This is a genomic window from Caenimonas aquaedulcis (assembly GCF_015831345.1).
In the GTDB taxonomy this organism is placed as follows: Bacteria; Pseudomonadota; Gammaproteobacteria; order Burkholderiales; family Burkholderiaceae_C; genus Ramlibacter; species Ramlibacter aquaedulcis.
In genome coordinates this window covers 2,711,841-2,725,772 of record NZ_JADWYS010000001.1, presented here as the reverse complement: position 1 = coordinate 2,725,772, position 13,932 = coordinate 2,711,841, and the positions used below count along the sequence as shown (strand labels likewise).

The window sequence follows — 13,932 nt, the reverse complement described above, 5'->3', positions numbered from 1 at the left end:
CCTCAAAAGACTCCGGGTAAACCCGGAAAATTTCCAGCGCGTAGTGTGACTTATCCCGCCCCAAAAGGCAAGCGGCTGCCCAATTTTTGGGCAGCCGCCAAGGCCATTCCGTACGCCCAGCTTGACAAGCTAGTAAGTAATTGCTCGCTAGGTGAGGCTTATCGCGCCGCGTTGGCGTCGGCGACCGTCAAGGCCGCCATGTTCACGATCCGGCGCACCGTGGTGCTGGCCGTGAGGATATGCACCGGCTTGGCCGCGCCCAGCAGCACCGGGCCGATCGCGATGTTGCCGCCGGCGGCCGTCTTGAGCAGGTTGTAAGAAATATTGGCTGCATCGATGTTGGGCAGGACCAGCAGGTTGGCGTCGCCCGACAAGGTGCTGTGCGGCATGATGAGATCGCGGGCGTGGCCGTCCAGTGCGACGTCGCCGTGCATCTCGCCGTCGACTTCGAGCCACGGCGCCTTCGTGTGCAGGAGCTCGAGCGTTTCGCGCATCTTCACCGCGCTCGGCTGGTTGCTCGAGCCGAAGTTGGAATGCGACAGCAGGGCGGCCTTGGGCTTCAGGCCGAACCGCATCATTTCCTCGGCCGCCATGATGGTGATTTCCGCGAGCTGGACGGCCGTCGGATCGTAGTTGACGTGGGTGTCGACCAGGAACACCTGGCGGTTGGGGAGCATGAGCCCGTTCATGCACGCATACGTGCAGACGCCGGCGCGCCGCCCGATCACCTGGTCGAGGTAATGCAGGTGGATGGCGGTCGTGCCCCAGGTGCCGCAGATCATCCCGTCGACCTGTTCCTTGTGCAGCAGCATCGCGCCGATCAGCGTGAGCCGGCGCCGCATCTCGATCTTCGCCATCTGGGCCGTGACGCCCTTGCGTTCCGTCATGCGATGGTAGGTCTGCCAGAAATCGCGGTAGCGGTGGTCCTGCTCGACGTTGACGATGTCGTAGTCGAGCTCTTCCTTCAGGCGCAGCCCGAACTTCTCGATCCGCTGCGCGATGATCGCGGGCCGGCCGATGAGGGTCGGGCGCGAGATGCCTTCGTCGACGACGATCTGGCAGGCGCGCAACACGCGTTCTTCCTCGCCTTCGCAAAAGACCACCCGTTTCTTCGCAGCGACCTTGGCGGCGGCGAAGATCGGCTTCATCGCCGTGCCCGAGGCATAAACGAAGCTCTGCAGCCGTTCGCGGTACGCGTCCATGTCCTGGATGGGGCGCAGCGCCACACCGCTGTCCGCGGCAGCCTTGGCGACGGCCGGCGCGATCTTCATCATCAGGCGTGGGTCGAAAGGCTTGGGGATCAGGTATTCCGGGCCGAAGGCCAGCTGCTGGCCGGCATAAGCGGCAGCCACCACCTCGCTTTGCTCGGCCTGCGCCAGCTCGGCGATGGCATACACCGCCGCGATTTCCATTTCCACCGTGATCGTCGTCGCGCCGGAATCCAGCGCGCCGCGGAAGATGTACGGGAAACACAGGACGTTGTTGACCTGGTTCGGGTAGTCGGTGCGGCCCGTCGCCATGATCGCGTCGGGGCGCACGGCCTTCGCGTCCTCCGGAGAGATCTCCGGGTTCGGGTTCGCCAGCGCGAGGATGATGGGCTTGGGCGCCATCTTGCGGACCATGTCCTGCTTGAGCACGCCCGCGGCCGACAGGCCCAGGAAGATGTCCGCGCCCTCGATGATCTCGCCGAGCGTGCGCGCGGTGGTCTCGCGCGCGAACGGGATCTTGTCCTCGTCCATCAGCTCCTTGCGGCCCTTGTAGACCACGCCGGCCAGGTCGGTGGCGAAGATGTTTTCGCGCGGCAGGCCCAGCTTGACCAGGAGGTTCAGGCAGGCGAGCGCGGCAGCGCCCGCGCCGGAGGTGACGAGCTTGACGTCCTTGATGTCCTTGCCCACGACCTTCAGGCCGTTGATGATCGCGGCGCCCACGCAGATGGCGGTGCCGTGCTGGTCGTCGTGGAAGACCGGGATCTTCATCCGGTCGCGCAGCTTGCGCTCCACGTAGAAGCAGTCGGGCGCCTTGATGTCCTCAAGGTTGATGCCGCCGAAGGTGGGCTCGAGCGACGCGATGATGTCGACGAGCTTGTCGAGGTCGTGCTTCTCGTTGATCTCGATGTCGAACACATCGATGCCGGCGAACTTCTTGAAGAGGACGCCCTTGCCTTCCATCACCGGCTTCGACGCGAGGGGGCCGATATCGCCCAGGCCGAGCACCGCAGTGCCGTTGGTGATCACGGCCACGAGGTTGCCGCGGGACGTGTACTTGAAGGCGTTGTTGGGGTCCTTGACGATCTCCTCGCACGGCGCCGCGACGCCGGGCGAGTAGGCCAGCGCGAGGTCGTGCTGGTTGATCAGCTGCTTGGTGGCGTGGATCGCGATCTTGCCGGGGGTCGGAAATTCGTGGTACTCGAGCGCTGCCTGGCGAAGTTCCGTCCGCTTGTCGTCGGCGTTCGCCGCTGTGTTGGAAGCCATATTGGTGTGTGTCTCCTGGAGCGCAGCTTAAGGCCTGGCGGCGCTCGCGCTTCTGTTCTTGAGGGCATGCGATTGTAGGCTCGTGGGTGGGAAAACCCTAGTGCGGATTTATGCGTATGCCGCACGCCAGTGGGCGTAAGCAAAGGTAGCTCGGCCGTTCGCAGGCTCTGCATTTTTCCTTTGTTGCATCTTTATCCACCTTCGCCAGCTTGTTTACCGGAAATCCCGAAATAGCCGAAAGTCTTCCGCGCCCGGGAAGAACGCATACCGATGAGCCATGTCACAGGGCTCGCCGGAAACTTCGGTTGTGGCTCTGCAGCAGCCGCATAGGCCCCGTCCTACGAGATGAAGTGTTACGCGGCTACGCAAGCCGGCAGGACCATGGCTAGAGTCACCCGCATGCCTTCCCCCCGCGCCAACGCACCCATGCGCCTCGCCGCGCCCGCCACGCTGCTCGCACAGAGCTCCCTGCTGGCGGCACTGCCTCCCGATGTCCACGAACGCCTGCTGCCTCACTTCAGCCTGGTGGAACTTGCCGCGGGCCAGGAACTGGGCACGCCGCACAGCGGGCCGGCGCGCGCTCTGTTCCCCTTGTCCGGCGTGGTGTCGCTGGTGCAGCAGCTCCCCGACGGCGACAGCGGGCAAGTCGCGATGGTGGGCCGCGAGGGCCTGCTCGGACTGCCGCTCGTGATGGGCGGCGATGCGATGCCCACGCGAGGTGTCGTGCAATGCGCGGGCTATGGACTTGCGCTCAGCCGCGAACGCCTGGTCGAGGAATTCGAGCGCAGCGGCCCCTTCATGCGTCATCTCCTGCGCTACACGCAGGCCATGATCACCCAGATTTCCCTGCTGGTGGTGTGCAACCGCCATCACTCCATCGAGCAGCAGCTCTCCCGCCTGATCCTCATGAGCCTGGATCGCGTTCACGGTCACGAAGTGCCGCTCACTCAGGAATTCGCCGCGCGCCTGCTGGGCGTGCGCCGCGAAGGCGTCACCGAGGCCTCCGGTCGCCTGCGCGAGGCAGGTTCCGTGGCCTGCCGCCGCGGCGTGTTCGCGGTGCAGGACCGCAAGGCGCTCGAATCGCGTGCGTGCAGCTGCTACCACGCGGTCAAGAGCGAGTACGCGCGGCTGCTGCCGGTGCACTGCACCGAAGGCCACGGTGCCGCGGCACCGCGCCCCGCGCTGCCGGTGCTCCAGCCCGCACCCGCCTGGGGTGCGCTGGCGCCCGCGGCCTGATCCACCGCGACTGAAAACGCCCTGTCACCGCGCTCGCGGCCGGCGCGGGTCGCGGCGTTATCATCCGCCGACCTACACACCGAGGAGCGGACCATGGGCCTCATGGACTTCATCAAGAAGCAGTTCATCGACATCCTCCAGTGGACCGAGCCCGACGACGGCACGCTCTCCTGGCGCTTCCCGATGCGCGACATGGAAATCCAGTACGGCGCGTCGCTCACCGTGCGCGAATCGCAGATGGCGGTGTTCGTCAACGAGGGCAAGGTCGCGGACGTGTTCGGGCCCGGGATGTACAAGCTCACCACGCAGACCATGCCCGTCCTCACTTACCTGAAGAACTGGGACAAACTCTTCGAGTCCCCCTTCAAGAGCGACCTGTACTTCTTCAGCACGCGCCAGCAGATCGACCAGCGCTGGGGCACGCCGCAGCCGATCACGATCCGCGACAAGGATTTCGGCGCGGTGCGGCTGCGTGCCTTCGGCAATTACGCATACAGCATGGTCGACCCCAAGCTGTTCCACACCAAGATCTCCGGCACGCGCGACGTCTACACCGCGGCGGAACTCGAGCCGCAGCTGCGCGGCATGTTCCTGCAGCACATCTCGGACGCGATCGCGCAAAGCGGTGTGCCCTTCCTGGACCTCGCCGCCAACCAGATCGAATTCGCCCATGCGCTGTCCGCCGCGATCCAGCCCTCGTTCGAGGCGATCGGCCTGAAGCTCGAGGCGGTCACGGTGCAGAACCTGTCGCTGCCCGAGGAGCTGCAGAAGATCCTCGACCAGAAGATCGGCATGGGCATGGTCGGCAACGACATGGGCAAGTTCATGCAGTACCAGACCGGGCAGGCGATCCCGGAAATGGCGAAAGCCGCGGGAACGGGCGGCGGCGGTGTCGCCGGCGATGCGATGGGCCTGGGCGCCGGCATCGCGATGGGTCAGGTCCTCGCGCAGAACCTGCAGCAGGGACTGCAATCCGGCGCCGCCAACACGGCGGCGCAAGCGGCGGCTTCGGCGGCCGCGACCGTGAAGCCGGACGACGTAATGGCCACGCTGGAAAAACTCGGCGAGCTGAAGGCCAAGGGCATCCTCACGCAGGAAGAGTTCGACGCGAAGAAGGCCGAACTGCTGAAAAAACTCGTCTAGCCGCAGGTGGCTGAAACCGGCCCCCAGCGCGCGTACCGGGCCGCGTGTCCGGGTTGCGGCGCGCCCGTCGAATTCCGCAGCGCCCAGTCCGCCTACGCCGTCTGCAGCTTCTGCCGCAGCACCGTCGTGCGCAGCGGCGACACGCTCTCGCGCATCGGGAAGATGGCGGAGGTGTTCGACGACCACAGCCCCCTGCAGCTCATGGCGGGCGGCCGCTGGGAAGGCCGCGCCTTCACGCTCGTGGGCCGCCTGCAATACCGCGGCGAGACCGGGCCCTGGACCGAGTGGAACGCGGTGTTCGACGACGGGACCTCCGGGATCCTCGGCGAAGACAACGGCTCGTACGTCTTCTGCATGCCCGACGGGATGGGCCGCGACGTGCCGCCGGCCCCCTCGCTTCGCGTCGGCGCGAACACCGCCGTGCAAGGCCGTCCCTATAACGTCACATCGAACGAGCAGGTCACGCTCCTCTCCGCCCAGGGCGAGCTGCCCAAGCTGCCGCCGCTCGGTCAGCCCTTCGCGATGGTGGAATTGCGCAGCCCCTCGGGCGAGGTGCTCAGCATCGACTACGGGACGTCGCCGCCGCTCGTCACGCGCGGCCGCGAGGCGCGGCTCGACGAGCTGCAGATGTCCGGCCTGCGCGAAGACGCCGCGAAGGAGGAACGCGCGCGCCAGTTCGCATGCCCGAATTGCGGCGCCCCGGTCGAGGTGGCGCTGGACACGAGCAAGAGCATCACCTGCCGCTCCTGCCACAGCATCATCGACCTGAGTTCGGGCCTGGGCGGCGAGCTCCGGCACGCCGAACAGGCCGCGCCCGTGGAGCCGGCCATTGCCCTGGGCTCGCTCGGGCAGTTGCAGGGCGTGCAGTGGCAGGTCGTCGGTTTCCAGCACCGCGTCGGGCACGAACCCGGCGACGACGAGGAATTCGGATGGGGCGAATACCTGCTGTACAACCGCAAGCGCGGCTTCATCTTCCTCGTCGATTCCGAAGAGGGCTGGAGCGTCGTCAAGCCGACGACGGGGGCGCCCGCCTTGTCGGGCGGGGAGCAGTCCGCCACCTACCTGGGCAACAAATACGCGTTGAAGTACAGCTACGAGGCGAGCACCACCTATGTCGCCGGCGAGTTCTACTGGCCCGTCGAGCGTGGCCAGAAAACCTTCAACCGGGACTTCGCCAAGGGCGACACGCTGCTGTCGATGGAGCGCACGCCGAAGGAAGTGACCTGGTCCAGCGGCAGCCGGATCGCGAGCGACGCCGTCGCCAAGGCATTCAAGCTGGAGGACAAGGCGGGCCTCCTGAAGCGCGACAGCGGGCCGACCGGCGGCTCGGGCATCGGCTGCGGCACCATCATCGTGATGTTCGTCATCATCCTCATCCTGCTGCTCGTCATCAAGGCGTGCGTGGACGACGAGAGCAGCGGCGGATCGGGATTCGCATCCGGGGGTTCCGCCCGCAGCGGCGGTGGATCCTTCGGCGGGTATTCCAGTGGCGGCGGCCACAAGTAGCAAGGGCAATTCACTTTCAGGAGAGCACCATGGGCATCGAGTGGCTGAAACCCGGAGCCGTCTTCGGCTCCATCCTCTACGCGCTGATCGGCGTCGTGGTGTTCTGGCTGAGCTTCGTCATCATCGACAAGATCACGCCCTACAACCTCTGGGAAGAAATCGTGGAGAAGCAGAACGTGGCCCTCGGCATCGTGGTGGGCGCGATGTCGCTCGGCATCTCGATCATCGTCGCGGCCGCGGTGCACGGCTAGGTGTGAGCGCGATGGACCCCGCGCGGCCGGTCCGGGCCGCGCCTTCGCCGCGCCCGCTCGAGGTGGCGCTGCTCGCCTCCGTCTTCGTGGTCGCCGCGTGCGGGCTGGTCTACGAACTGGCGGCGGGGGCGCTCGCCTCGTACGTGCTGGGCGATTCGGTGCTGCAGTTCTCCACCGTGATCGGCGCCTACCTGTTCGCGATGGGCGTGGGGTCCTGGCTGTCGCGGTTTTTCGAGCGCCAGTTGCCGGCGCACTTCCTGCGCATCGAATTGCTGGTCGCGCTGGTCGGCGGCGGCATGCCCGCGATCCTGTTCCTGGCCAATGCCTGGCTGCCGGGTGCGTTCCGCGTGCTGCTCTACGCGCTCGTGCTGTCCGTCGGCGTGCTGGTCGGCCTGGAGATTCCGCTGGTGATGCGCATGCTCAGGCGCAACGTCGCGCTGAAGGACCTCGTGTCGCAGGTCCTCACCTTCGACTACCTCGGTGCGCTGGCGGTCTCCGTGGCATTTCCCCTGGTGCTCGTACCCCAGCTCGGGCTGGTGCGCACCGGCCTGCTTTTCGGGTTGATGAACGCCGCCGTGGCGCTGTGGGCGCTGTGGATGTTCCGCCACGAGTTGCGCCGTGTCGCCGCGCATGCGATCGCGTGCGTGCTCACGCTGGGCACGCTCGGCGCCGCGCTCGCCGGCGCGCAGAGGATCACCACGCTCGCCGAAGACAAGTTCTACCAGGACCCCGTCGTCTTCGCCGCGACCTCGCCCTACCAGCGCATCGTCGTCACGCACGGCCGCGCCGGGCATCGGCTGTTCCTGAACGGCAACCTGCAGTTCGCCGAGCGCGACGAGTACCGCTACCACGAGGCGCTCGTGCACCCCGCGATGTCCGGGCACGGCGCGCCGCGCAAGGTCGCCGTGCTGGGCGGCGGAGACGGCATGGCGGTGCGCGAGGTGCTGCGCTACCCCGGTGTCGAGAGCGTCACGCTGGTGGAGCTCGACCCGAACATGACGCGCCTCTTCTCGACGCACGACACGCTGTCGCGCCTGAACGGCGGATCGCTCGCGTCGCCGAAGCTCAGGATCGTGAACACCGACGCGTTCCAGTGGCTGCAGCAGACGGACGAGATGTTCGACGTCATCATCGTGGACTTCCCCGACCCGACGAACTTTTCCATCGGCAAGCTCTACACCAGCTCGTTCTACGCCGCGATGGAGCAGCGGCTCGCCGCGAGCGGGTACGCGGTCATCCAGACCACGTCGCCGCTGGTCGCGCGCCAGAGCTTCTGGACGGTGGTGACCACCATCGAGTCGGTGGGCCTGCAGGCCGCGGCGTACCACGCGCATGTGCCGAGCTTCGGCGAGTGGGGCTACGTGATCGCCAGCCGCCGGCCCTATCGCCTGCCGCAGCAGTTGCCTCCCGGGCTGCGCTTCCTCACGACGGAGAGCCTTGCGCCCCTCTTCGACTTTCCCCGGGACATGGCCCGTGTGCCGGCCGAAGTGAACCGGCTGTCCAACCAGGTGCTGGTGACCACCTACGAACGGGAATGGGGCAAGGTGCAGCAGTGACGGACCGGGCGTGCGGCGTGACGCGCCGGATGCTGCTCGCGGGCGCCGCCTTGCCCTGGGCGGGCTGCGCGCCACCACCCGGGGTGACGGGCGCGTTAATGGGCGCGAGCGCGGAGCGGGGACACCTCTTGCGCGCCCCGCGCCCGGGCGGCGCCCCGGTTGCCGGCGGGAAGGTTCACGTCCTCATCGCGGGCGGCGGCGTGGCGGGCCTGGCGGCGGCTCGCGCCTTGCGCGCGCGCGGCATCGAGGATTTCGCCCTGCTCGAACTGGAAGACACGGCGGGCGGCAACAGCCGGGGCGGCGAGGTCTCGGGCATCGCGTGCCCGTGGGGCGCGCACTACCTGCCGGTACCCGGCGACGACGCGCGCGAAGTGCAGGCCCTGCTCGAGGAGCTCGGCCTGCGGCGGCGCGTGGCGGGGCGATGGACCTACGACGAGCGGCACCTGTGCCACGCCCCCCAGGAACGGCTCTACATCGACGGCCAATGGCAGGAGGGGCTGCTGCCCGTGCTGGGCGTGGGAGCCACGACGTTGTCGCAGTACGCGCGCTTCGCGAGCCGCGTGGAGTCGCTGCGGCGTGCCGACCGTTTCACGATTCCCGCGCCGCGCAACGCACCGGCCGCGCATCGCGCCCTGGACGCGCTGAGCTTCGCGCGGTGGCTCGCGGCCGAAGGCCTCGACGATGCGCACCTGCGGTGGTACCTGGACTATTGCTGCCGTGACGACTACGGCGCGGGCGCCGCGGAAGTCTCCGCATGGGCCGGCATCCATTACTTCGCGAGCCGCCACGGGTTCCAGCCGCCGGGCGCGGAGGGCGCCGAGCGCGACGCGGTGCTGACCTGGCCCGAGGGCAACGCATGGCTCACCCGGGCGCTGGCCGCGCCGCTGGGCGATCGCGTACGCACGGGCCGCGTGGTGCTTCGCATCGCCGAGCAGCGCGCGGGCGTCGAGATCGACGCGTGGAACGCCGCCACGCGAGCCGTGGAGCGCTGGCAGGCGCGGCATTGCATCGTCGCCCTGCCCGCCTTCGTGGCGGCGCGCGTGGTGGAGCAGGCGCCGCCCGCCCTGCGACTGCGCGCGGGCCACACACGCTACGCGCCTTGGGCCGTTGTGAACGTCCACCTGCGCGAGCCGCTGCGCGACCGCGGCGGCGCCGCGCCCGCCTGGGACAACGTGCTGTACGGCGCGCCAGGGCTCGGCTATGTCGATGCACGGCACCAGAGCCTGGACCCGCGCCCAGGCCCCACGGTGCTCAGTTGCTACCGGGCCCCGGGCGAAGCCGCGCGAGCCGCGATGCTCGCGCGCGACTGGCGCGGCTGGCTGGGCGAAGTCGTGGATGAACTCTCGGGTCCGCATCCCGATCTGCGGGACAAGGCGACACGCGCGGAGGTCGCGCGATACGGTCACGCGATGGCGATCCCGCGCCCGGGAACCCTCGGCTTGCCGGGCGCCGCGGACGCCGCCACGGCGCGGCTATCATTCGCCCACGCGGATTGGGCAGGTTATTCGATCTTCGAGGAAGCCTTCACGCTCGGACACCTGGGCGCGGGGCGTGTACGTTGACTGCTGGCGCTCCATGGCGCAAAATGGGTCATAAAAAAAGGGAGAACCCGATGTCGGACTCACCACCCGCCTTCATCTCGGTCAAATTGTCGGCAGGCATCGTCGGCCAGGCGCGTGAAGCCGCGCACACGATGCGCCGTTCCGTCGCGAGCCAGATCGAATACTGGGCCACGCTCGGCAAGGCGCTGGAAGCTGCCGGCCTCACCACCAGCGACAGCCACGCACTCATTGCCAGGCAGGAGCGCGCCACCTACCACGTGACGCCGCCCGCCGCCCCTAAGGTGTCGATGGAACTCGAGGACCTGCAGGCCCATGTGCTGGCGCTCGCCAAGTCGGGTGCGCTGTCGGCGCGCGCCGAAGATGCGGTGGCTGCGAACAAGACCCGGGGCACGCGCTCGAAGTCACGCAAGGCCGCCTGACCGCGCATGCCTTCTCTCCACCTGATCGCCGGACCGAACGGCGCGGGCAAGTCTACGCTGTATCAATTTCTTGTCGGCCCCCGGTACCCGGTCTTTCCATTCGTCAACGCGCAGGCCCACGCCGCGGAGTTGAAAGGCGATCCCGCACGCCGGGCGCGCGCCGCGCGCAACTGGGCCGACGAGCAGGCGCAATCGCTGCTGCGGCTCGGGCAGTCCTTCGTGATGGAGACGGCGTTCTCCCATCCTTCGCGTGTCGCGCTCATCGCGCAGGCGCGCGCGCTGGGCTTCGACGTGGTGCTGTATGCGCTCGCGCTGGACGAGCCCCGCCACCTCCTGCATCGCGTGAACCAGCGCATGCGTGAGGGCGGCCACGCCGTGCCGACGCACAAGGTGCTCGAGCGTTACGTGCGCTGCATGGACAATTTCCGCCAGGCCGTGTTCTTCGCCGACATGGCCTTCCTGATCGACGCGGGCGACGCCCATGCCGGCGGGCCGCGCCTCATCGCGACGGTGTCGTCAGGGCAGGTCCAGATGCACGCGCCCTTGCGGCCGCGCTGGGTGGACCGGGCGCTGGGATTCTCCGAGCGCTGACGCGGCCGCGTGTGCGCTACTGGAAGGTCTGCGTGCTGTAGGTCGTGGTGTCGGTGCGGCAATTGGCCGGCATGGCCTTGCGCACGGGCAGCCAGTCGGAACCGCAAATCCACGAGGGCACATTGCGGCCGAGGTCGTCGGGCGTGACCATCGGGGAGCCGTCGGTCTTGGCGGGCACCATGTACACGTACTGGCCGTTGACCAGGCCGTCGAGGTTGCGGATGGCGATGCGGATGACGCCGTTGTCCGAGGTCTGCACCGCGCCGGCGTACTTGCGTGTCGTGCCGCTGGATTCACAGCCCCACTTGCCGGGATCCGGCGCATCGCTCAGGAAGGTGTAGTTCTCGGAGATGACCTGCTTGCAGCCGGCGGTGGCGAGCACGACTTCGGACAGGCTGGCGCGGCGCGAGTACTCCCGGTAGTTCTGGATCGCCACGGCTGCAAGCACACCGATGATCGAGACGACGATCATCAATTCGACGAGGGTAAAGCCCCGGGCTAAGCGCAATCGACCAGCTTCCACAAGCACTCCATCAGTGGATGAGGTCTAAATTCTCCTCAGGATGCAAGCGATTGTCACGAGGAACGGCCTCGATTGGCCGGGGCGCCGTGTCTTTTTGCACACGCATGCCCTGGCATTGCCCACGCCCGCCAGAGGCAGGACCGCCCATCCGGCCCTGCCTGCCGCCGGTCGGCAGCGCTTCAGGCGCGCATCAAGGCTTCGATTTCGTCCGCCTTCACGGGGACGCCGCGGGAGATCAGTTCGCAGCCTTGCGGCGTGACGATGGCGTCGTCCTCGATCCGGATGCCGATGTTGTGGAACTGCTCGGGCACGCCGTCGCCCGGCCGCACATAGATGCCGGGCTCGATCGTGAGGACCATGCCGGGCTTGAGCACGCGGCTCGGGCGGTTCTTGATCAGCTCGCCCGAGAGCGGATCCTTGCGCTCGCTCACCTCGCCGACCTGCGACGGTTCGACGTAGCTGCCGCAGTCGTGCACGTCCATGCCCAGCCAGTGGCCGGTGCGGTGCATGTAGAACTGGAAGTACGCGCGCTTCTCGATCACGTCGTCCACGCCGCCGACCTTGTTCCTGTCCAGCAAGCCGACGTCGAGCATGCCCTGCGACAACACCTTCACGGTGGCTTCGTGCGGATCGGTGAATCGCGCGCCCGGTTTCGTGGCGTCGATGGCGGCCTGCTGCGACGCGAGCACGAGGTCGTACAGCGTGCGCTGCGGGCCCGTGAACTTGCCGTTGGCGGGGAAGGTGCGCGTGATGTCGCTGGCATAGCCGTCGAGCTCGCACCCGGCGTCGATGAGCACCAGTTCGCCGTCGCGCACCGGCGCCGCATCGGCGCGATAGTGCAGCACGCAGGCATTGGCGCCCGCGGCCACGATCGCGCCGTAGGCCGAGTACTGCGAGCCGCCGAGGCGGAACTCGTGCAGCAGCTCGGCGTCGAGATGGAATTCGCGGACGTCCTTGCCCTCGCGCAGCATGCGCGCGGACATCTTCATCGCACGCACATGGCCGCGGGCGCTGATCTGCGCGGCGCGGCGCATCACGTCCTGCTCGTGCGCGTCCTTCACCAGGCGCATCTCGTCGAGGATGGCGCACAGGTCCCGCTGCTGCTCGGGGCACAGCGCGCCGTAGCGCACGCGCGCGCGCACCTGGTTCAGCCAGCCGCCCACGCGCGCCTCCAGGCCTTCGTGGATCGCGAACGGATACCAGACGGCGTCGCGGTTTTCCAGCAGCTTGGGCATCCGCGCGTCGAGCTCCTCGATCGAGAACGCCGCGTTCACGCCCAGCGCCGCGGGCGCGGCCTCGGGGCCGAGTCGGAAGCCGTCCCAGATCTCGCGCTCCAGGTCCTTGGGCGCGCAGAACAGCGTGCTCTTGCCGTCGCCCGTGAGGACGAGGCACGCGTTCGGCTCGGTGAAGCCCGTGAGGTAGTAGAAGTAGCTGTCGTGCCTGTAGATGAAATCGCTGTCGCGGTTGCGCGGGCGCTCGGGCGCGGTGGGAATGACGGCGATGCCGTCCTTGCCGAGTTGGGCGGCGGCGCGCGCGCGCCGGTCAGCGTAGGTGGAGTGGTTCATGTTGCGTTCAGTTGTGCCAAACGGGCCGGGGTCCCCACGTCGGTCCATGGACCCGTGTAGATCTCGGCGGTGAGTCGCCGATTGTCCATCGCCGCCAACATCAGCGGCAACATGGGGGCTTTGATGCCTGCGGGATTTCCCGCGGGCAGGGCGTCGAAGAACGCACGGCGGTACATCCCGATGGTCGAGTAGGTGTAGCGCGGCGAGCCGTCCCGCTGTGCGATGCCGTCGGGCAGCAGGGCGAAGTCGCCCTTCTCGTTGTGCGGTGGATTGGGCACGAGCACGATGTGCGCGAGCATGGGGCCCGCCGCGAAATGCTCGAGCGCCGGGAGGGAAAACTCGAACTGCGGCACGTGCACGTCGCCGCCCACGAGCCAGAACGCGTCGGCCAGCAGCGGCAGCGCGCGCGCGATGCCGCCGGCCGTCTCCAGCGCGCCGCCGAAGTCACGGCCCTCGTGCGAAAACACGATGTGCGGCTGGCCGCCACCCAGGTGCGCGTAGTGCTCCTCGATCTGGTCGCCGAGCCAGGCCGTGTTGATCACGGCTTCGTCGAAACCCGCGCGGGCGAGCGCCTCGGTGTGGTACTGGATGAGCGGCTTGCCGCGCACCCGCAGCAAGGGCTTGGGGCAGTCGTCCGTCAGTGGGCGCATGCGCTCGCCGCGACCGGCCGCCAGGATCATCGCGCGTGCGCCGCTCATGCGTCGTGCCTCATTCGTCCTCGCCCCCGCGGTCCAGCGAGCGCTGCTCGGTCCACTTCGGCTGGAAGCGGTTGACGAGCGCGAACATCAGCCCGCGCGCCTTGGCGGAATGGTCGCCGCCGAAATTGCACACGTAGACATCGACCGTCACGGCTTTTTTCTCCGGCCAGGTGTGCAGGCACACATGCGATTCGGCGAGCAGCACCGTGGCGGTGACGCCGCCCGGCGCCCCGTCGGTGCCTGGAAAGGTATGGAACAGCTGGTTGACCGGCTGCAGACCCACGGCCTGCACGGCTTCGACGCACCAGTCGCCCAGGATGCGCGCGTCGGTGAGCCACGCGGGCTCGCAGCGGCACTGGTAGAGATCGGCGGTCAGGTGGAGTCCCTGCATGCCTGCGACTGTAGACGATG

13 protein-coding genes are annotated in these 13,932 nt (G+C 67.9%); 8 read left to right on the top strand and 5 right to left on the bottom strand.

Translation table 11 applies throughout. The features are described 5' to 3' along the window. Positions 1-158: 158 nt before the first annotated feature. A complete protein-coding gene (locus I5803_RS13100) occupies positions 159-2,471 on the bottom strand; it encodes an NADP-dependent malic enzyme (protein WP_196986785.1) in 2,313 nt (770 codons plus the stop codon). A gap of 399 nt (positions 2,472-2,870) precedes the next feature. On the opposite strand from I5803_RS13100, the gene I5803_RS13095 reads away from it, so the two are divergent. The 8 genes from I5803_RS13095 (at position 2,871) to I5803_RS13060 (ending at position 10,735) form a co-directional block, all read left to right on the top strand. Beyond that, positions 2,871-3,707 (top strand): Crp/Fnr family transcriptional regulator, encoded by an 837-nt coding sequence (locus I5803_RS13095; protein ID WP_231402412.1) that lies wholly within the window; start codon positions 2,871-2,873, stop codon positions 3,705-3,707. Between the two features lie 93 nt (positions 3,708-3,800). Next, positions 3,801-4,850 carry an SPFH domain-containing protein gene (locus tag I5803_RS13090; RefSeq protein WP_196986784.1) on the top strand — a complete coding sequence of 350 codons (1,050 nt, stop codon included), beginning with the start codon at positions 3,801-3,803 and terminating at the stop codon, positions 4,848-4,850. 6 nt (positions 4,851-4,856) lie between these two features. Further along, positions 4,857-6,356, top strand: coding sequence for a DUF4178 domain-containing protein (locus I5803_RS13085; protein WP_196986783.1), 1,500 nt, complete (start codon positions 4,857-4,859; stop codon positions 6,354-6,356). A 29-nt stretch (positions 6,357-6,385) separates the two neighbouring features. Then, a complete protein-coding gene (locus tag I5803_RS13080; RefSeq protein WP_196986782.1) occupies positions 6,386-6,607 on the top strand; it encodes a DUF350 domain-containing protein in 222 nt (73 codons plus the stop codon). Positions 6,608-6,618: 11 nt separating this feature from the next. Next, complete coding sequence (locus I5803_RS13075) at positions 6,619-8,163, top strand: polyamine aminopropyltransferase (RefSeq protein WP_196986781.1); 1,545 nt, start codon at positions 6,619-6,621, stop codon at positions 8,161-8,163. After that, entirely contained in the window at positions 8,142-9,725 is a 1,584-nt protein-coding gene (locus I5803_RS13070; RefSeq protein ID WP_196986780.1) for an FAD-dependent oxidoreductase, read from the top strand. Before I5803_RS13075 ends, I5803_RS13070 begins: the two co-directional genes overlap by 22 nt. 50 nt (positions 9,726-9,775) lie before the next feature. After that, positions 9,776-10,144, top strand: coding sequence for a TA system antitoxin ParD family protein (locus tag I5803_RS13065; RefSeq protein WP_196986779.1), 369 nt, complete (start codon positions 9,776-9,778; stop codon positions 10,142-10,144). Between the two features lie 6 nt (positions 10,145-10,150). Continuing rightward, the gene (locus I5803_RS13060; protein ID WP_196986778.1) at positions 10,151-10,735 is read left to right on the top strand and encodes an ATPase; all 585 of its coding nucleotides are present in this window, start codon (positions 10,151-10,153) and stop codon (positions 10,733-10,735) included. A 16-nt stretch (positions 10,736-10,751) separates the two neighbouring features. Here I5803_RS13060 and I5803_RS13055 read toward each other — a convergent pair whose 3' ends face one another. The 4 genes from I5803_RS13055 to speD all read right to left on the bottom strand — a co-directional run bounded on the left by I5803_RS13055 (position 10,752) and on the right by speD (position 13,912). Then, positions 10,752-11,258, bottom strand: a complete 507-nt coding sequence (locus I5803_RS13055; RefSeq protein WP_354001660.1) for a pilin — start codon at positions 11,256-11,258, stop codon at positions 10,752-10,754. Between the two features lie 179 nt (positions 11,259-11,437). Then, positions 11,438-12,823 (bottom strand): aminopeptidase P N-terminal domain-containing protein, encoded by a 1,386-nt coding sequence (locus I5803_RS13050; protein ID WP_196986776.1) that lies wholly within the window; start codon positions 12,821-12,823, stop codon positions 11,438-11,440. Then, positions 12,820-13,521 carry a nucleotidyltransferase family protein gene (locus I5803_RS13045; RefSeq protein ID WP_231402411.1) on the bottom strand — a complete coding sequence of 234 codons (702 nt, stop codon included), beginning with the start codon at positions 13,519-13,521 and terminating at the stop codon, positions 12,820-12,822. The genes I5803_RS13050 and I5803_RS13045 overlap by 4 nt, the downstream gene beginning before the upstream one ends. Before the next feature lie 10 nt (positions 13,522-13,531). Beyond that, a complete protein-coding gene (speD, locus tag I5803_RS13040) occupies positions 13,532-13,912 on the bottom strand; it encodes an adenosylmethionine decarboxylase (protein WP_196986775.1) in 381 nt (126 codons plus the stop codon). Positions 13,913-13,932 lie beyond the last annotated feature (20 nt).

Bases quoted from the DNA above. Each gene is read 5' to 3' on its own strand.
- I5803_RS13100 (WP_196986785.1), bottom strand. From the start codon at position 2,471: ATGGCTTCCAACACAGCGGCGAACGCCGACGACAAGCGGACGGAACTT.
- I5803_RS13095 (WP_231402412.1), top strand. From the start codon at position 2,871: ATGCCTTCCCCCCGCGCCAACGCACCCATGCGCCTCGCCGCGCCCGCC.
- I5803_RS13090 (WP_196986784.1), top strand. From the start codon at position 3,801: ATGGGCCTCATGGACTTCATCAAGAAGCAGTTCATCGACATCCTCCAG.
- I5803_RS13080 (WP_196986782.1), top strand. From the start codon at position 6,386: ATGGGCATCGAGTGGCTGAAACCCGGAGCCGTCTTCGGCTCCATCCTC.
- I5803_RS13075 (WP_196986781.1), top strand. From the start codon at position 6,619: ATGGACCCCGCGCGGCCGGTCCGGGCCGCGCCTTCGCCGCGCCCGCTC.
- I5803_RS13070 (WP_196986780.1), top strand. From the start codon at position 8,142: ATGGGGCAAGGTGCAGCAGTGACGGACCGGGCGTGCGGCGTGACGCGC.
- I5803_RS13065 (WP_196986779.1), top strand. From the start codon at position 9,776: ATGTCGGACTCACCACCCGCCTTCATCTCGGTCAAATTGTCGGCAGGC.
- I5803_RS13060 (WP_196986778.1), top strand. From the start codon at position 10,151: ATGCCTTCTCTCCACCTGATCGCCGGACCGAACGGCGCGGGCAAGTCT.
- I5803_RS13050 (WP_196986776.1), bottom strand. From the start codon at position 12,823: ATGAACCACTCCACCTACGCTGACCGGCGCGCGCGCGCCGCCGCCCAA.
- I5803_RS13045 (WP_231402411.1), bottom strand. From the start codon at position 13,521: ATGAGCGGCGCACGCGCGATGATCCTGGCGGCCGGTCGCGGCGAGCGC.
- speD (WP_196986775.1), bottom strand. From the start codon at position 13,912: ATGCAGGGACTCCACCTGACCGCCGATCTCTACCAGTGCCGCTGCGAG.